Origin of the sequence: Dactylosporangium sp. NPDC050688 (assembly GCF_040654515.1) — a bacterium.
Classification (GTDB): Bacteria; Actinomycetota; Actinomycetes; order Mycobacteriales; family Micromonosporaceae; genus Dactylosporangium.
Genome location: NZ_JBFAIC010000070.1, coordinates 19,793 through 36,623, shown reverse-complemented (window position 1 = coordinate 36,623; position 16,831 = coordinate 19,793). Strand labels below are relative to the sequence as shown.

Genomic DNA, 16,831 nt, shown 5'->3' with positions numbered 1-16,831 from the left:
GCGCTCGGCCCCAGCGCTGCCCGCGCTCCGGTCCGGCGTTGCTTGCGCTCAGCTCCGGTGCTGGTCGCAGGTAAGGCGAGGCTTACCTTCCGTGCGTTGGATCACCCGAGGGGCGGTTTGCCAGTGTCCGGCGAATTACGTAACGTTGGTGTTGTGAAAAACGTGGAGGTGGCGCAGAGGACTGCTGCCGCTGACGCGTGCCCCCCGCTCGACGTGCGCACTCGTGACCGGCTCACGGAGCTGCTGCTGCAGCAGGGGTCGGCCACCGCGACCGAACTGGGGCTCGCCCTGGGGCTGAGCGCGGCCGGGATCCGCCGGCACCTCGACGCGATGCTCGCCGAGGGGCTCGTCGAGAGCCGGGAGCGCCCCGACCGGGGGCGCCGCGGCCGGGGGCGGCCCGCGCGGGTGTTCACGCTGACCGCCGCGGCCCGCGAGACGCTGCCGCACACCTATGACGATCTTGCCACGTCGGCGCTGCGGTGGATCGCCGAGCACCACGGCACCTCGGCGGTGGCCGCGTTCGCCATGGCCCAGGTCGCCGGGCTTGAGGAGCGCTGCAAGGCGGCCATGGCCGAGGCCGGTGACGACCCTCTCGCCCGGGCGGAGGCCCTGGCGAAGGCGCTGACCGCCGAGGGCTACGCTGCCGGCGCGACGACCATCGCGACCGGCGGGCAGCTGTGCCAGCACCACTGCCCGGTGGCGCACGTCGCCGCCGAGTTCTCCCAGCTGTGCGAGGCCGAGACCCAGGTGATCTCCCGCCTGGTCGGCACGCACGTGCAGCGCCTGGCGACCATCGCCAACGGCGATGGCGTCTGCACCACCCACATCCCGGCGCCGATCGCTGGCGGCCGAGTCGAGAGTGCCCGTCAAAACAGTCAAAGGAACGTGAGATGACCACTGCCGATCAGCTTGCCGGCCTCGGTCGGTACGAGTACGGCTGGGCCGACTCGGACAGCGCGGGTGCCTCGGCACGCCGCGGCCTCAACGAGGACGTCGTGCGCGACATCTCGGCGAAGAAGAGCGAGCCGCAGTGGATGCTCGACCTGCGCCTGAAGGGCCTGCGCCTGTTCGACCGCAAGCCGATGCCGGCCTGGGGCGCGGACCTGTCGCACATCGACTTCGACAACATCAAGTATTTCGTCCGCTCGACCGAGAAGCAGGCGGCGAGCTGGGAAGAGCTGCCCGAGGACATCAAGGCGACCTACGACAAGCTCGGCATCCCCGAGGCGGAGAAGCAGCGGCTCATCGCCGGCGTCGCCGCGCAGTACGAGTCGGAGGTCGTCTACCACAAGATCCGCGAGGATCTCGAGGAGCAGGGCGTCATCTTCCTCGACACGGACACCGCGCTGCGTGAGCACGAGGACGTGTTCAAGGAGTACTTCGGCACCGTGATCCCGGTCGGCGACAACAAGTTCGCCGCGCTCAACACCTCGGTGTGGTCCGGCGGCAGCTTCATCTACGTGCCCAAGGGCGTGAAGGTGGAGATCCCGCTGCAGGCGTACTTCCGGATCAACACCGAGAACATGGGGCAGTTCGAGCGGACGCTGATCATCGTCGACGAGGACGCCTACGTCCACTACGTCGAGGGCTGCACCGCGCCGATCTACTCCTCCGACTCGCTGCACTCCGCGGTGGTGGAGATCGTCGTGAAGAAGGGCGCCCGCTGTCGCTACACCACGATCCAGAACTGGTCGACCAACGTCTACAACCTGGTCACCAAGCGCGCCGTGTGCCACGAGGGCGCGACGATGGAGTGGATCGACGGCAACCTCGGCTCCAAGGTCACCATGAAGTACCCGGCGGTCTTCATGACCGGCGAGCACGCCAAGGGCGAGGTCATGTCGGTCGCGATGGCCGGCGAGGGCCAGCACCAGGACGCGGGCGCCAAGATGGTGCACGCCGCGCCGCACACGTCCTCGACCATCGTGTCGAAGTCGATCGCCCGCGGCGGCGGCCGCACCTCCTACCGCGGCCTGGTCCAGGTGCTGGAGGGCTCGCACCACTCGCGCTCGACCGTGAAGTGCGACGCGCTGCTCGTCGACACGATCTCCCGCTCCGACACGTACCCCTACGTCGACATCCGCGAGGACGACGTGTCGATGGGGCACGAGGCGACGGTCTCGAAGATCAGTGACGACCAGCTCTTCTACCTGATGTCCCGCGGCCTCACCGAGGACGAGGCGATGGCGATGATCGTGCGCGGCTTCATCGAGCCGATCGCCAAGGAACTGCCCATGGAGTATGCGTTGGAGCTCAACCGGCTCATCGAGCTGCAGATGGAGGGCGCGGTCGGATGAGCGGCCAGCGAAGCGGCTTGGGCCGCTCATCAGCATTGCAGTTTGGCTCAGGCCGACGCCGGAGCGAAGCGGAGGTGGCGGCATGAGCGCACCCGCCGTTTCCCCCACGTTGGTTCCTCCGAAGACCCGCGCGCAGCAGGTCCGCTCGTTCGACGTCGCCGACTTCCCGGCCCTCACCGGCCGGGAGGAGGAGTGGCGGTTCACCCCGCTCAAGCGCCTGCGCGGTCTCGCCACCATCGAGCCGGCCGCCGGGGGCGTCCCGGGCGCCACAGCCCCCAAGGCCGAGGCCGGTGAGCTGCCCGAGGGCGTGACCGTCGCGACCGTCGACCGCAGCGACGCCCGGGTCGGCTCGGCGCTGACCCCGTTCGACCGCATCAGCGCGCTCGCCGCCGGTGCCGCCGCCGAGGCGCTGGTCGTGTCCGTCGCGGCGAACACCGTGCCGGAGACCGCCGCCGTGGTGCGGCTGGTCGGGTCGAGCACCGAGGTCGCGTTCGGCCACACCGTGGTCGAGGTCGGCCGGCTCGCCGAGGCGACCGTCGTGCTGGAGCAGGTCGGCACGGTCACCCTCGCCGACAACGTCGAGGTGATCGTCGGCGACGCGGCCAGGCTCACCCTGGTCACCGTCACCGACTGGGACGCCGACGCCGTGCAGGCGCAGCACGTCCGCTTCCGGCTCGGCCGCGACGCCGCCGTCACGCACGTCCAGGTGACCCTCGGCGGCAGCGTTGTGCGGCAGTACACCAGCGTCGACTACACCGGCCAGGGCGGCGAGATCGACGCGTTCGGCCTCTACTTCGCCGACGCCGGCCAGCACATCGAGCACCGGTTGCTGGTCGACCACTCGGTGCCGGACTGCCGCAGCTTCGTGTCCTACCGCGGCGCGCTGCAGGGCCAGGACTCGCACACGGTGTGGGTCGGCGACGTGCTCATCCGCGCCGAGGCGACCGGCACCAGCACGTATGAGATCAACCGAAACCTGGTGCTGACCGACGGCGCACGCGCAGACTCGGTGCCCAACCTGGAGATCGAGACCGGTGAGGTCGTCGGCGCGGGTCACGCCAGCACCACCGGGCGCTTCGACGACGAGCAGCTGTTCTACCTGATGTCCCGGGGCATCCCGGACGATCAGGCCCGCAAGCTCGTGGTCCGCGGCTTCTTCGCCGAGCTGCTGCACAAGATCCCGGTCGAGTCGCTGCGCGACCGCCTGGGCGAGGCCATCGACACGCGGCTCGAGGCGGCCGGCGCGTGATCAAGGTCTGTGCGGTCACGGACGTGGCCAAGGGCACGGTGCAGCAGTTCGATGTCGAGGGCACCGAGATCGCGCTGGTACACGCCGACGACGACAACTTCTACGCCGTTTACGACGAGTGCTCGCACGCCGCGGTCGCGCTGTCCGAGGGCGAGGTCGACGGCTGCACCCTGGAGTGCTGGCTGCACGGCTCGCGCTTCGACCTGCGCACCGGCGAGCCGAGTGGCCTGCCGGCGACCGAACCGGTGCCGGTCTACCCCGTCGAGATCCGCGACGGCGACGTCTACATCGACTTGAACCCCAGTAACGGAGTGACGAAGTGAGCACGCTGGAGATCAGCAACCTGCAGGTGTCGGTGAAGCTGCCCGACGGCGAGCTGAAGCCGATCCTCGCCGGGGTCGATCTGACCGTCCGGGCGGGGGAGACCCACGCCATCATGGGCCCCAACGGCTCGGGCAAGTCCACCCTCGCGTATGCGATCGCCGGCCACCCGCGCTACGAGGTCACCGGCGGCAGCGTCACCCTCGACGGGCAGGACGTCCTCGCGATGACCGTCGACGAGCGGGCCCGCGCCGGACTGTTCCTCGCCATGCAGCACCCGGTCGAGGTCCCCGGCGTCTCCGTGGCCAACTTCCTGCGCACCGCGAAGACCGCGATCGACGGCCAGGCGCCGAAGCTGCGCACCTGGTCCGCCGAGCTGCGCGGCGCGATGGAGAAGCTGCACATGGACCCGGCGTTCGCCCAGCGCAACGTCAACGAGGGCTTCTCCGGCGGCGAGAAGAAGCGCCACGAGATCATGCAGCTGGAGCTGCTGCGGCCGAAGATCGCGGTGCTCGACGAGACCGACTCCGGCCTGGACATCGACGCGCTGCGCGTCGTCAGCGAGGGCGTCGAGCGGGTCCGTGAGAGCGGCGACACCGGGCTGCTGCTGATCACCCACTGGACCCGGATTCTGAAGTACATCAAGCCCGATCAGGTCCACGTGTTCGTCGGTGGACGCATCGTCGAGGAAGGCGGCCCGGAGCTGGCCGAGCAGCTCGAGGCCGAAGGCTACGAGCGCTACCTGGTCGGCGCGGAGCCCGCGACCCACGCATAGGGGAATTATGAACGCGCTGGATGTTGACGCGGTACGCAAGGACTTCCCGATCCTGGACCGGGAGGTCAACGGCAACCCGCTCGTCTACCTCGACTCCGGGAACACGTCGCAGAAGCCTCGCCAGGTGATCGACGCGGTCCGCGAGCACTACGAGCTGCACAACGCCAACGTCGCCCGGTCCGTGCACACGCTCGGCACCGAGGCCACCGAGGCGTTCGAGGGCGCCCGCGAGAAGGTCGCGGCGTTCGTCGGGGCGGGCACCGCCGCCGAGATCGTGTTCACCAAGAACTCGACCGAGGCGATCAACCTCGTCGCGCACGCGTTCACCGCCGTGGCGCAGGACCCGCGCCTGCGCCTCGGCCCCGGTGACGAGATCGTCATCACCGAGATGGAGCACCACTCCAACATCGTGCCGTGGCAGCTGCTCGCCCAGCGTACCGGCGCGACGCTGCGCTGGTTCGGCCTCACCGACGAGGGCCGGCTCGACCTGTCGAAGCTCGACGAGCTGATCAACGAGCGCACCAAGCTCGTCTCGGTGGTGCACTACTCCAACCTGCTCGGCACCATCAACCCCGTCGACGTCCTCGCCGCCCGGGCCCGGCAGGTCGGCGCGCTGGTGCTGCTGGACGGCTCGCAGTCGGTGCCGCACATCCCCGTCGACGTCACCGCGCTCGGCGCGGACTTCGTCGCGTTCACCGGCCACAAGATGCTCGGCCCGACCGGCATCGGCGCGCTCTGGGGCCGCTTCGAGCTGCTCGACGCCATGCCCCCGTTCCTCGGCGGCGGCTCGATGATCGAGACGGTCGCGATGACCGGCTCCACGTTCATGCCGCCACCGGCCCGCTTCGAGGCCGGCACCCCGCCGATCGCGGAGGCCGTCGGTCTCGGCGCGGCCGTCGACTATCTCACCGCGGTCGGCATGGAAGCGATCCAGGCGCACGAGAAGCAGCTCACCGCGTACGCCCTCGACGCCCTGGCCGCCACGCCGGACGTGCGGGTCATCGGCCCCACCGACACCGCGGACCGCGGCGCGACGATCTCGTTCACCGTTGAGGGGATCCACCCGCACGACGTCGGGCAGATCCTCGACGACGAGGGCGTGCAGGTCCGCGTCGGGCACCACTGCGCCCGGCCGACCTGCGTGCGCTTCGGCGTGCCGGCGACCACGAGGGCGTCGTTCTACCTGTACACGACGACGGCCGAGATCGACGCGCTGGCGCGAGGGCTGGAGCGGGTGCGGAAGGTCTTCGCATGAAGCTCGACCAGCTCTACCAGGAGATCATCCTGGATCACTACAAGCGGCCGCACGGCCGTGGCCTGCGTGACCCGTTCGACGCCGAGGCCCACCACGTCAACCCGACCTGCGGTGACGAGGTGACGCTGCGCGTGTCGGTCAAGGGCGACACCGTCGCGGACGTCTCGTACGAGGGCATGGGCTGCTCGATCAGCCAGGCCTCCGCGAGCGTCCTGCACGACCTGCTCAAGGGTGGCACGGTCACCGAGTCGCTGCGCCGGCACGAGGCGTTCGCCGAGCTCATGGGCGGCCGCGGCCAGGTCGAGCCGGACGAGGAACTGCTGGAGGACGCGATCGCGTTCGCCGGTGTCGCGAAGTACCCCGCGCGCGTCAAGTGCGCGCTGCTGCCGTGGATGGCGTACAAGGACGCGCTCAGCAGGGCCGTCGTTGTTGATGAAGGCCCAAACGAGGAGAAGGCATGACCGCGGTGCTCGCCGACATCGAAGAGGCGATGAAGGACGTCGTCGACCCCGAGCTGGGGATCAACGTCGTCGATCTGGGCCTCGTGTACGGCATCCACGTCGACGAGGAGAACGTCGCCACGCTGGACATGACGCTGACGTCCGCGGCGTGCCCGCTGACCGACGTCATCGAGGACCAGACCCGCCAGGCCCTGTGCACCGGCCCCGGCGGCGGCCTGGTCAGCGACATCCGGATCAACTGGGTGTGGCTGCCGCCGTGGGGCCCCGACAAGATCAGCGACGAGGGCCGCGACCAGCTGCGGGCCCTCGGCTTCAACGTCTAGTGCGCTGACCGCCGCTGGCACTGCGTGCGGCATCTGGTGGTCGTGTCCCGCCGGCCGGACCATCGTGGGATCGAAGTACCGGGCTGGTCGCCGGGGCGGCCACGGCTGTCCTTGGATCACGGGTGGTGTGGGGGATCGTCGTCCGGTGTGCGTGGGTGCGCTGCGCGGCGCTCAACGCTGAGGCGAACCGCGGTGCCCGCTCTGCACCCGTGATCGAGTCGTGTTCCGGTCGTCTGGGAGCCTGTTGCAGAATGGGCACCTCACGGAACGTATTGACAAAAACACGGCCGTGCTGGCCGCTCGCGGACGATCTGCATCCGCCGAGGGTCGCAACGACCCTCGGCGGACGTGACTTCCGCGATTCTGCAACAGGCTCCTGGACGACCACGACGCGACTTCGATCAACCAGGCAAGATCACAAGTGAGCCGGTCGCGATGGGCTTGACCACGTGCCGCGACCCGTCGGCGTGTCATCGTCGGCGCCGGGCAACGACACGCCGACGAGCGGCCGGGCGCCGTCGTGCCCGCGTGGGGACACGGAACCCAGCTGCACGAACAGCGGCCTGACCAACACGGCGGGGATCACACCAGCAGGACGACGGCGAGGACCGCGATCACGGCGCTGGAGGTCAGGGCCGTCCCCAGCCGGCCGCGGGGGCTGGTGAGCACTCTGCCCAGCAGGGTGCCGCCACCGGCGATCAGCAGCTGCCAGCTCGCCGACGCCACGAACGCGGCGAGCACCCACACGGTCTCGCCGGTCGCGGACAGCCCGTCGTCGGCCCGGCGGCCCAGGACCAGCGCGCCGAAGTACACGATGGTCGCCGGGTTGAGCAGGGTCAGGCCGAGCAGCGCGAAGTACGCCCCGACCGGGCGGCTCATCCGGCCGTCGGCGTCCCTGGCTCTGGCCGCGTCATGGCGGTGCCGCAGCGCGTCGGCGGCGGTCTTGGCGGCCAGCGCCAGCAGTACCGCCGCCGCGACCCACCGCAGCGGCGTCGAGATGGGCGCGATCAGCCCCGCGAGGGCGGCGCCGCCGAGGACGGCGACGACCGCGTAGATCCCGTCGGCGGTGGCGACCCCGAGCGCGGCGCCGGTGCCGGCCCGCCAGCCGCTGCGGGCGGCGAGGCCCGCGATCAGGGCGCCGATGGCACCGACCGGCACCGCTACCCCGTAACCGGCGAGCATCCCCGAGAGGATGACCTCGCCGAGGCCGGGGCTCACGACTGCGGCTTGCGGCTCGCCTCCGTCAGGGCGCCGGCCTGTCGCTTCGTCGCCTCGCCGGCGGCGGCGGGGACTGCAGGGCGGCGTCGGAAGCGAATCATGGCCTGCATCATGCCGACGCCGGTGCGGGGTCGCCACCGATATTCTTCAGCGCCTCGCGCCGGGACAGGCCGGACAGGTCAGGTTGGCCGGCGACGTACCGCCGGACCGCCTCAGGATCGGTCTTCGCGTACTCGCGCAGGGCCCAGCCGATCGCCTTGCGGATGAAGAAGTCCCGCTCGTGCCGCCACCGGGTGCAGTACGCGAACAGCCGCTGCGGGTCCGTGGCGGCGCGGTACCGCAGCTGGTGCAGGATCGCGGTCCGCACCACCCACAGGTCCTCGTCGGCGACCCAGGCGTCCATCGGGGTCCGGTCCTCGCGCACGACCGGCCCGACGACGTTCGCGGCGAGCGCGTCCACGGTGTCCCACCACGGCTTGGTGGTGATGAGCGTCCGCAGCGTGGGCAGGGCGCCGGGGGTCAGCGTCCCGGCGTGGCGGGCCAGCAGGTCGCAGGCGAAGTACTGGAACTCCCGCTCCGGCCGCGCCCAGCACTCCAGCGCCACCCGCAGCGGGTCGCCGGACGCGGTGAGGAACGGCCGGGCCAGCCGCCGCCGCAGCGGGCTGGACAGGCCGAGGAACTCGAACTGCTCGCGCATGTACGCGCGCATCGCCGCGGCCTGACCGGGGGCGGCATGCTCCCGGTAGACCGCGGCGAGGTCGTCGACCAGGGACCCAGGGGTCACAGGCTGCTGGTCGAGAACGTGTCGCACCGCTTCGGGTCGCCGCTGTCGAAGCCGGTCTTGAACCACTTCACGCGCTGCGCCGACGTGCCGTGCGTGTAGGAGTCGGGGTTGACGCCGCCGCCGGAGCGCTTCTGGATCGTGTCGTCGCCGATCGCCTCGGCCGCCTCGATCGCCTCGGCGATGTCCGAGTCGGTGATCGAGGTGAACAGCACCGCGTCGCCCTCACGGTCCTTGGTCTCCGTGGCGTGGTTGGCCCAGGTGCCGGCGTAGCAGTCGGCCTGCAGCTCCAGCCGCACCGAGCCCGAGGTCGGGCCGGTGTCGCCCTGCTGGACCTTGGCGTTGGTGCCGAGCAGGTTCTGGATGTGGTGACCGTACTCGTGGGCGATCACGTACGGCGCGGCGAACTCACCCTTGGCCCCGAACCGGCTGGACAGCTCGTTGTAGAAGGTCAGGTCGATGTACACCTGGCTGTCGGCGGGGCAGTAGAACGGGCCGACGCCGGAGTCCGCCTGGCCACAGCCGGTGTTGACCGAGCCGTTGAAGAAGTTGGTCTTCGCCAGCTGGTACTGCTTGCCGAACGCCTGCGGCAGCATGCTCGTCCAGTACGTCTGCACGGAGTTGACGTAGAGCACGTTGCGGCAGTCCGCGTTCTTGAAGCGGTCCTTGTTGGACTTGTCGCACTGCTGCTCGATGTTGCTGTTGTCGGCCTGCTGGTCGCCGCCCCCGCCGAGCATGCCGCTGCCGAAGAGGCCGCCACCGCCGCAGATCACCAGCGCCAGGACGACCAGCGTGATGATGAGGCCCGTCTTGCCGCCCCCGCCGATCGGGATGGGGATGCCGCCGATGCCGCCACCGCCACCGCCACCGCCGCCGCCTCTGGTCGACCCGCGCAGGTCGTTGACCTGGCTGCTGTCGAGATCGGCATCGTCGTTGAACTCCATGGCACACCTCGCTGAGGGGGGGGGAATCGACCGGCGTCTGCTCCGACCGGTACCCGATGATCTTGTGACGTAATCGTGTGGCGTCGCCGTGCTGTGTGCACGGTAGGATATGCGGGTGACTTGCATGCCTCGCACGCAGAGGGAGTGACCCCGGTTCCGCACCAGGAGTCTGTCCACCTTCCCTTTGAATATTGCGAGAGCGAGTCCTTCCTGTGATCACGACCACGGGTCTTGAGCTGCGCGCGGGCGCGCGCATCCTCCTCAGCGACATCAACCTGCGCATCCAGCCCGGCGACCGCATCGGTCTCGTGGGGCGCAACGGTGCCGGCAAGACCACCACCCTCAAGGTCCTCGCCGGTGAGGGCACCCCGCACGCCGGCTCCGTCGAGCGCCGCGGCCCCGTTGGCTACCTGCCGCAGGACCCGCGCACCGGCGACCTCGACGTGACCGCCCGCGACCGGGTCCTGTCCGCCCGCGGCCTGGACACCATCTACGCCGAGATGAAGGCGCTCGAGGACCGCCTCGGCGACGACGAGCGGCTGATCCGGCGATACGGGCAGCTCGAGGACCAGTTCGCCGGCCTGGGCGGCTACGCGGCCGAGGCCGAGGCGGCCAGGATCTGTGCCAACCTGGGCCTGCCCGACCGGGTCCTCGCGCAGACCATCGGCACGCTGTCCGGCGGCCAGCGGCGCCGCATCGAGCTGGCCCGCATCCTGTTCCGCGACGCGGCCGCGACCGGCGGCGGCATCCTGCTGCTCGACGAGCCGACCAACCACCTCGACTCCGACTCCATCGCCTGGCTGCGCAACTTCCTGTCCAGCCACAAGGGCGGCCTGGTCGTGATCTCCCACGACGTCGAGCTGCTCGACGCGATCGTCAACAAGGTGTGGTACCTGGACGCCAACCGCGCCACGATCGACTTCTACAACCTGAGCTGGAAGCTGTACCAGCAGCAGCGCGAGACCGACGAGAAGCGCCGCAAGCGGGAGCGCGCCAACGCCGAGAAGAAGGCCGGCGCCCTGATGGCGCAGGCCGACAAGATGCGGGCCAAGGCGACCAAGACCGTCGCCGCGCAGAACATGGCCCGCCGCGCCGAGCGCATGCTGGGCGACCTGGAAGAGGTCCGGGTCTCGGACAAGGTCGCGAAGGTGCGCTTCCCCAACCCCAAGCCCTGCGGCAAGACCCCGCTGACCGCGTCGGGGCTGTCGAAGACGTACGGCTCGCTCGAGATCTTCGTGGACGTCGACGTGGCCGTCGACCGCGGCTCCCGGGTGGCGATCCTCGGGCTCAACGGCGCCGGCAAGACCACGCTGCTGCGGATGCTCGCCGGCGAGCTGGAGCCCGACACCGGCGAGGTGCACGCCGGGCACGGCCTGCAGCGCGGCTACTACGCCCAGGAGCACGAGCAGCTCGACGTCGACCGCACCATCCTGGAGCTGATGCGCTCCGCCGCCCCCGACCAGAACGACACCGAGCTGCGCAAGATCCTCGGCGCGTTCCTGTTCACCGGCGACGACGTCGACAAACCCGCCGGGGTGCTGTCCGGCGGTGAGAAGACCCGGCTCGCGCTGGCGACCCTGGTCTGCTCCGGCGCCAACGTGCTGCTGCTCGACGAGCCGACGAACAACCTCGACCCGATCAGCCGGGAGCAGGTGCTGGACGCGATCGCCCGCTACCCGGGGGCGATCGTGCTGGTCACGCACGACCCCGGCGCGGTGACGGCCCTGAAGCCCGACCGGGCGATCCTGCTGCCCGACGGCGTCGAGGACGCGTGGAGCGACGACCTGCTGGAGCTGGTGGAGCTCGCCTGAGCCCTCTTACCAGGGTGTGATCAATAGCGCTTCGATGACGATGGCTGAGGCTGCCCCCACCGCCGTGAGCAGCAGCGGGGTCGGGGGCAGCTCGCCGGCCGGCTTCTCCGGCGCCACCACGGCGACGGTCAGCCAGGGGAAGAACGGCAGCCACGCGTGCTCCACCCCGCCCCTGGCCAGGCCCGCGGCGATGGAGAACATCACGGCCGTGCCCGCGCCCACCAGGAACGGCCAGGCCGCGGTGTTGCGCAGCTTCCGCGCGCTGGCCACGATCGCCGGGCCGGTGGCCAGCAGCAGCACCACCACGCTGATCGCGCTCCACCACAGCACCGACCGGTACGGCGCGATCCGGCTAGCGTAGTCGGTCTCCGCGGCCACCAGGCCGTCGGCCCAGCCGAAGCCGAGCAGCTGCGCCCCGAGCACCGGCACCAGCGCGCCGAGGCCGGTCACCACGTTGAGGAACGCGCGGCGGCGGGCGAAGTAGACGCACACGATCGACAGGCCCAGCCACGGCGCGGAGTACGAGAACAGCGCCGCCACCCCAGTCAGCAGGCCGGCGGTGAGTGCCCAGCCGGACGCCGCCCAGCCGCGGACCCTGGTGCGACTGGCCCGCAGGCCCGCCACGATCGCCGCGGCGCCGAGCGTGGCCACCAGGCCGTCGAGGCTGACCGCCACCCAGATCGCGTACGGGGCGAGCACGAGCACCGGCAGGTACCGCCGCGCGGCCGCCTCGCCGACCGAGTCCCGTACCGCCGACAACACCAACGGAATCGTAAGCGCCGATAGGGCGGTGATGAGGAATCCAAGGACGACGTGGTTGTCGACACCGATTCGGTCGGCCAGCCACAAAAACACGACGGGGCCCGGCGGATGGCCGCGGGAGGCGACGGAGTGCGCCGACGCGTCCGCCGTGAAATGTCTGAGGTATCCGAGCGGATCGTCACCCACCCGTCTTACGTCACCCAGGTATTCCTCCGGTGAACCCAGGGCTTTCGTAAGACCCGACCAGCCATCGACAAGCGCCAAAGCGATAGCCCACGTCAGGCCGGCGGTGTACCCGAAAAGCTGAATTTCTCGCCAAGATCGTCGCTGGAGAGCGCCATGTGACGCAAACCACAGTAACGCGGCGGCCACCAGTGGCGCTAGCACGCTGCCCGGTCCGACCCTGATCTTGTACCTGCCGAGGAAGGGGGCGCTGGCGGTGCCCAGACGGGCGTCGAGCTGCACCGCGAGGGCGGCGAGCGCGAGCCCGAGCAGGCCGAGGACAGCCCAACGCAGCGCATCGCGGCGCTCACGATACGCAGTCCACGGTCGGTCGGTGAGGGGTTCGCTCATCACGGCGCATCACGGTATCGGGTAGGCGACAATGCTGTGCGTGTCGGTTGGCGTGCCGTCGATATCTAGCGCATGATCGTTCGAGGCGGTCTAATAGGTGGGACCGCACCAACCGCTCTGTCTGGGACGTGAGGGATCAGCATGGCAGCCACCGCCACCACCAGCACCGAGAAGGGTCGCCGGATCGTCGGCGCCGAAAGGCAGACGCTGGCGAAGGACCTCGTGAAGCGGTACACCAACGGTGAGAGTATCCGCGCGCTCGCCGCTTCTACCGGTCGTTCCTATGGATTCGTGCACCGGGTGCTGACCGAATCTGGCGTTCAGCTTCGTCAGCGTGGCGGTGCCCGGCGCCGCAAGAAGGCATGAACGCCGCTCCCACGTCGGGAGAGGCGCGTTTCGACGTTGACGGGCCGGTTGCGACGGTGACGTTGGACCGGCCCGAGGTCCTCAACGCGCAGACACCCGCGTTGTGGGCCGACCTCCGGACGTTCGGCCGCTCACTGCCGGGCGACGTCCGGGTGGTGATCGTGCGCGGATCCGGGCGGGCCTTCTCAGCCGGGCTCGACACCTCGGTCGCCGCGACGATGCTCGGCGGCGTCTCCGAAGCGCAGATCGCGCAGTATCAGGAGGCGTTCGCCTGGCTGCGGCAGCCGTCGCTCATCTCGATCGCGGCGGTGCACGGCCACGCCATCGGCGCCGGTTTCCAACTCGCCCTCGCCTGCGACTTCAGGGTCGTGGCCGAGGACGTCAAGTTCTGCATGGCCGAGGTCACGCTCGGGCTCGTCCCGGACCTCGGAGGCACCAAACGGCTCGTCGAGCTGGTCGGTTACGCGCGGGCACTCGAGCTGTGCGTGACCGGCCGGCGCGTCCCGGCCGCCGAGGCCTCGCAGATCGGCCTGGCGAACGTCGTGGTGCCGGCCTCGTCGCTGTCCGACGCCGTCAGTGATCTCACCGCCGCGGTCCTCGCGGGCTCCCGCGACGCGGTCGTGGAGATCAAGGCGCTCATCGCCGCGGCCGGCGGGCACACGTTCGCCGAGCAGGAGGCGGTCGAGCGGGCCGCGCAGATCCGGCGCATCCAGGACCTGTCGGGTCTGGGCGAGTAGCGGTTTTGTCGTACCCCCCGGGCATGCTTGGGTGAACGTTCTGGGCGACCCGGGGGTGGGCAATGACTCCGTCGAGCGGCATGGCGGGCTGGGAGACGCTGCGCTCGCTGCGTAAGGCCGACGAGCTGGCGGGCAAGCGGCTGGCCCGCGGCACGGCGAAGCGGATCCTCGCCTTCGCGCGGCCCTATCGCGGCGACATCACCGTCTTCCTGGTCACCGTCGTGCTCGGCGCGGCCATCGGCGTCGCCACCCCCTATCTCGCCGGCGAGGTCATCAACAAGATCAATGCCGGGGGCCCCGACGCGGGTGCCGCGGTGGTGCGGGTCGCGCTGCTCATCGGCGCGCTGGCCGTGCTCGACGCGCTGCTGTCACTGGTGCAGCGGTGGTATTCGGCGCGCATCGGCGAGGGCATCATCCTGTCGCTGCGGACCCAGGTCTACGGTCACGTGCAGCTCATGCCGCTGCAGTTCTTCACGCGCACGCAGACCGGCGCGCTGGTCAGCCGGCTCAACAACGACGTGCAGGGCGCGCAGCGCGCGTTCACCTCGACCCTGTCCGGCGTGGTCAGCAACGTCATCCAGCTCGTGCTGACCGCCGCTGTGATGGTCACCCTGTCCTGGCAGGTGACCCTGCTGTCGCTGGTCATGCTGCCGGTCTTCATCCTCCCCGCCCGCCGCGTCGGCAAGCGCCTGGCCGCGATCACCCGCGAGGCGTACCAGCTCGACGCCACCATGAACGCGACGATGACCGAGCGCTTCGGCGTCGCCGGCGCGCTGCTGGTGAAGCTGTTCGGCCGCCCCGAGACCGAGGCGTCGCGCTTCGCCGAGCGGGCCGGGCGGGTCCGCGACATCGGCATCCAGACCGCGATGTACAGCCGCGTGTTCTTCGTCAGCATGCTGCTGGTCGCGTCGCTCGCGCAGGCCCTCACCTACGGGCTCGGCGGCTGGTTCGCCGTGCACGGCCAGATCACCGCCGGCACCGTCGTCACCCTGGCGCTGCTGCTCACCCGGCTCTACGGGCCGCTCACCGCGCTGTCCAACGTGCGGGTCGACGTGATGAGCGCGCTGGTGTCGTTCGAGCGGGTCTTCGAGGTGCTCGACCTGACCCCCGGCATCGCCGAGCACCCCGCCGCCCGCCCGCTGCCGGCCGGCGCAGCCAAGGTCGAGTTCCGCGACGTGCATTTCCGCTACCCGAGCGCCGCCGAGGTCTCCCTCGCCTCCCTGGAGGACGTCGCCTCGCTGGACCGCACCGTCACCGACGAGGTGCTCAAGGGCGTGTCCTTCACCGTCGAGCCGGGGCAGATGGTCGCGCTCGTCGGCCCCTCCGGCGCCGGCAAGTCCACCACCGCCATGCTCGTCCCGCGCGTCTACGACGTCACCGCCGGCGCCGTGCTCGTCGGCGACGTCGACGTCCGCGAGGCCACCCTGCAGTCCCTGCGCGACACCATCGGCGTCGTCACCCAGGACTCCCACCTCTTCCACGAGACCATCGCCGACAACCTGCGCTACGCGAAGCCCGACGCCACCGACGAGGAGATCCGCACCGCCCTGCGCCGCGCCCAGGTCGGCGACCTCGTCGACTCCCTCCCCGACGGCCTCGACACCGTCGTCGGCGAGCGCGGCTACCGCTTCTCCGGCGGCGAGAAGCAACGCATCGCCATCGCCCGCCTCCTGCTCAAGGCCCCCTCCATCGTCATCCTCGACGAGGCCACCGCCCACCTCGACTCCGAGTCCGAGGCCGCCGTCCAGCGCGCCCTCGCCGAGGCCCTGACCGGCCGCACCGCCCTCGTCATCGCCCACCGCCTGTCCACCATCCGCGACGCCGACCAGATCCTCGTCGTCGACGACGGCCGCATCGTCGAGCACGGCACCCACGATTCGCTGGTCGCGGCGGCCGGCCTGTATGCCGAGCTGTACCGGACCCAGTTCGCCGTCGTCGACTCTCCCCGGCCGTCCACCACCACGTTCCCGCCGGACCCCCTGCCCACCCCCATCCCGTAATCCCTGACGCCACCAGCCTGGCCGCTGCACCGGCGCCGGCCCGCGCCGTCGCGCGGGGGCGGGCTCGACCTGATTTGCCGCTCCGGTGCGTTGGGCTGCAGCAAGGGCCGGGGCTCAAGCCACCGCCGCGCCGGGCCGTGCCCCGGCTGCGGCGAGGCGGGCTGGGGCGGGCTGGGGCGGGCTGGGGCGGGCTGGGGCGGGATGTGCTGCCGGGCGGGGTGGCACGGGCTCCGCGGGGTCGCGCCCTTTTTCTACCTGTTGCGGTCGCTCCCGCCGAGTTGGGTCAAGTTCGCGGGATGGTGTGCGAATCGCCCATATTTGTGGCGGTTGATGGTGTGGAGATGGTCACCGCTTGAGCGTTCGAACTGCTGCGTTGCATGGTGAAGGCATTCCCCGAGTGTTCATGTCCGCGGAGGCCGGCGCGGTGTGCGCCACCCACTGCGGCGAACGCACGAACCAGCGCAACGGTCGTCGGCAGCGGGACTGGGACAACCGCGCCGGCACGGTCGAGCTCGCGATCGCGGAGTTGCGGCACCGTCGTACTTTCCCGAGTGGCTGTTGCAGTGTTTGACGCCCACCGCGACCTGGTCTCAGCTATCGGCGCGGCCGCTGCCTGACTCAACCACCCCGGATCGGCGCTGGCTGTCTCCCGCACCATCAACGCAGACGCGGCCCGGGGCAGCGGTTTTCACAACGCGGTGTCCTGGTGGGGTCAGGGGACCAGGGATCCACCGGGTTGCAGGGATCCACCGGGTTGTGCCGGGTTGCGGCGCTGCCCGGACTCCGTTGAGCCGCGTTTTCCGTGCGGTCGTGCCGCTGTGCTGCCGGGGCCGCCGCCTCGCCACTGCTCGCCGCTCCGCCGGGCCGCTCCGCCGGGCCGCTCCGCCGGGCCGCTCCGCCGGGCCGCTCCGCCGGGCCGCTCCGCCGGGCCGCTCCGCCGGGCCGCTCCGCCGGGCCG

Annotated in this window: 16 protein-coding genes and 1 pseudogene; 13 read left to right on the top strand and 4 right to left on the bottom strand. The window is 70.6% G+C overall.

Annotated features, from left to right (window positions below):
• Positions 1–168: 168 nt before the first annotated feature.
• The 8 genes from AB0H83_RS42415 to AB0H83_RS42380 all read left to right on the top strand — a co-directional run bounded on the left by AB0H83_RS42415 (position 169) and on the right by AB0H83_RS42380 (position 6,681).
• Positions 169–894, top strand: coding sequence for an ArsR family transcriptional regulator (locus AB0H83_RS42415; protein WP_360106337.1), 726 nt, complete (start codon positions 169–171; stop codon positions 892–894).
• Positions 891–2,297, top strand: a complete 1,407-nt coding sequence (gene sufB / locus AB0H83_RS42410) for a Fe-S cluster assembly protein SufB (RefSeq protein WP_360106273.1) — start codon at positions 891–893, stop codon at positions 2,295–2,297. Before AB0H83_RS42415 ends, sufB begins: the two co-directional genes overlap by 4 nt.
• A gap of 82 nt (positions 2,298–2,379) precedes the next feature.
• Positions 2,380–3,546 carry a Fe-S cluster assembly protein SufD gene (gene sufD / locus AB0H83_RS42405; RefSeq protein ID WP_360106270.1) on the top strand — a complete coding sequence of 389 codons (1,167 nt, stop codon included), beginning with the start codon at positions 2,380–2,382 and terminating at the stop codon, positions 3,544–3,546.
• Positions 3,543–3,869: a non-heme iron oxygenase ferredoxin subunit gene (locus AB0H83_RS42400; protein ID WP_360106267.1), complete on the top strand. Its 327-nt coding sequence runs from the start codon at positions 3,543–3,545 to the stop codon at positions 3,867–3,869. The genes sufD and AB0H83_RS42400 overlap by 4 nt, the downstream gene beginning before the upstream one ends.
• The gene (gene sufC, locus AB0H83_RS42395; protein ID WP_360106264.1) at positions 3,866–4,642 is read left to right on the top strand and encodes a Fe-S cluster assembly ATPase SufC; all 777 of its coding nucleotides are present in this window, start codon (positions 3,866–3,868) and stop codon (positions 4,640–4,642) included. The genes AB0H83_RS42400 and sufC overlap by 4 nt, the downstream gene beginning before the upstream one ends.
• 7 nt (positions 4,643–4,649) lie before the next feature.
• Positions 4,650–5,897: a cysteine desulfurase gene (locus tag AB0H83_RS42390; RefSeq protein WP_360106261.1), complete on the top strand. Its 1,248-nt coding sequence runs from the start codon at positions 4,650–4,652 to the stop codon at positions 5,895–5,897.
• A complete protein-coding gene (gene sufU / locus AB0H83_RS42385) occupies positions 5,894–6,358 on the top strand; it encodes a Fe-S cluster assembly sulfur transfer protein SufU (protein WP_360106258.1) in 465 nt (154 codons plus the stop codon). The genes AB0H83_RS42390 and sufU overlap by 4 nt, the downstream gene beginning before the upstream one ends.
• Positions 6,355–6,681, top strand: coding sequence for a metal-sulfur cluster assembly factor (locus tag AB0H83_RS42380; protein ID WP_360106255.1), 327 nt, complete (start codon positions 6,355–6,357; stop codon positions 6,679–6,681). The genes sufU and AB0H83_RS42380 overlap by 4 nt, the downstream gene beginning before the upstream one ends.
• Positions 6,682–7,263: 582 nt before the next feature.
• On the opposite strand, the gene AB0H83_RS42375 is transcribed toward AB0H83_RS42380, so the two are convergent.
• The 3 genes from AB0H83_RS42375 to AB0H83_RS42365 all read right to left on the bottom strand — a co-directional run bounded on the left by AB0H83_RS42375 (position 7,264) and on the right by AB0H83_RS42365 (position 9,624).
• Positions 7,264–7,863 carry a LysE family transporter gene (locus AB0H83_RS42375; RefSeq protein ID WP_360106334.1) on the bottom strand — a complete coding sequence of 200 codons (600 nt, stop codon included), beginning with the start codon at positions 7,861–7,863 and terminating at the stop codon, positions 7,264–7,266.
• A gap of 145 nt (positions 7,864–8,008) precedes the next feature.
• Positions 8,009–8,683: a DNA alkylation repair protein gene (locus AB0H83_RS42370; protein ID WP_360106252.1), complete on the bottom strand. Its 675-nt coding sequence runs from the start codon at positions 8,681–8,683 to the stop codon at positions 8,009–8,011.
• On the bottom strand, positions 8,680–9,624 hold the full coding sequence (locus AB0H83_RS42365; RefSeq protein WP_360106249.1) for a neutral zinc metallopeptidase: 945 nt from the start codon (positions 9,622–9,624) through the stop codon (positions 8,680–8,682). The genes AB0H83_RS42370 and AB0H83_RS42365 overlap by 4 nt, the downstream gene beginning before the upstream one ends.
• A 212-nt stretch (positions 9,625–9,836) precedes the next feature.
• Here AB0H83_RS42365 and AB0H83_RS42360 point away from each other — a divergent pair, with 212 nt between their 5' ends.
• Positions 9,837–11,435, top strand: coding sequence for an ABC-F family ATP-binding cassette domain-containing protein (locus AB0H83_RS42360; RefSeq protein WP_360106246.1), 1,599 nt, complete (start codon positions 9,837–9,839; stop codon positions 11,433–11,435).
• 6 nt (positions 11,436–11,441) lie between these two features.
• Here the strand turns inward: AB0H83_RS42360 and AB0H83_RS42355 are convergent, their stop codons facing one another.
• Positions 11,442–12,770, bottom strand: a complete 1,329-nt coding sequence (locus tag AB0H83_RS42355) for a hypothetical protein (RefSeq protein ID WP_360106331.1) — start codon at positions 12,768–12,770, stop codon at positions 11,442–11,444.
• A gap of 141 nt (positions 12,771–12,911) precedes the next feature.
• Here AB0H83_RS42355 and AB0H83_RS42350 point away from each other — a divergent pair, with 141 nt between their 5' ends.
• The 4 genes and pseudogenes from AB0H83_RS42350 to AB0H83_RS42335 all read left to right on the top strand — a co-directional run.
• Positions 12,912–13,136: a helix-turn-helix domain-containing protein gene (locus AB0H83_RS42350; protein WP_033359767.1), complete on the top strand. Its 225-nt coding sequence runs from the start codon at positions 12,912–12,914 to the stop codon at positions 13,134–13,136.
• Positions 13,133–13,873 (top strand): enoyl-CoA hydratase/isomerase family protein, encoded by a 741-nt coding sequence (locus tag AB0H83_RS42345; protein WP_360106243.1) that lies wholly within the window; start codon positions 13,133–13,135, stop codon positions 13,871–13,873. The genes AB0H83_RS42350 and AB0H83_RS42345 overlap by 4 nt, the downstream gene beginning before the upstream one ends.
• Positions 13,874–13,935: 62 nt before the next feature.
• Positions 13,936–15,873: an ABC transporter ATP-binding protein gene (locus AB0H83_RS42340; protein WP_360106240.1), complete on the top strand. Its 1,938-nt coding sequence runs from the start codon at positions 13,936–13,938 to the stop codon at positions 15,871–15,873.
• Positions 15,874–16,321: 448 nt separating this feature from the next.
• Positions 16,322–16,405: pseudogene (locus tag AB0H83_RS42335) on the top strand (hypothetical protein); the annotation flags it as partial.
• Positions 16,406–16,831 lie beyond the last annotated feature (426 nt).

Excerpts from the sequence above, each read along its gene's own strand:
- AB0H83_RS42340 (WP_360106240.1), top strand. The coding sequence starts at position 13,936 with ATGACTCCGTCGAGCGGCATGGCGGGCTGGGAGACGCTGCGCTCGCTG.
- sufD (WP_360106270.1), top strand. The coding sequence starts at position 2,380 with ATGAGCGCACCCGCCGTTTCCCCCACGTTGGTTCCTCCGAAGACCCGC.
- sufB (WP_360106273.1), top strand. The coding sequence starts at position 891 with ATGACCACTGCCGATCAGCTTGCCGGCCTCGGTCGGTACGAGTACGGC.
- AB0H83_RS42375 (WP_360106334.1), bottom strand. The coding sequence starts at position 7,863 with ATGCTCGCCGGTTACGGGGTAGCGGTGCCGGTCGGTGCCATCGGCGCC.
- AB0H83_RS42355 (WP_360106331.1), bottom strand. The coding sequence starts at position 12,770 with ATGAGCGAACCCCTCACCGACCGACCGTGGACTGCGTATCGTGAGCGC.
- AB0H83_RS42390 (WP_360106261.1), top strand. The coding sequence starts at position 4,650 with ATGAACGCGCTGGATGTTGACGCGGTACGCAAGGACTTCCCGATCCTG.
- sufU (WP_360106258.1), top strand. The coding sequence starts at position 5,894 with ATGAAGCTCGACCAGCTCTACCAGGAGATCATCCTGGATCACTACAAG.
- AB0H83_RS42380 (WP_360106255.1), top strand. The coding sequence starts at position 6,355 with ATGACCGCGGTGCTCGCCGACATCGAAGAGGCGATGAAGGACGTCGTC.
- AB0H83_RS42345 (WP_360106243.1), top strand. The coding sequence starts at position 13,133 with ATGAACGCCGCTCCCACGTCGGGAGAGGCGCGTTTCGACGTTGACGGG.
- AB0H83_RS42350 (WP_033359767.1), top strand. The coding sequence starts at position 12,912 with ATGGCAGCCACCGCCACCACCAGCACCGAGAAGGGTCGCCGGATCGTC.
- AB0H83_RS42365 (WP_360106249.1), bottom strand. The coding sequence starts at position 9,624 with ATGGAGTTCAACGACGATGCCGATCTCGACAGCAGCCAGGTCAACGAC.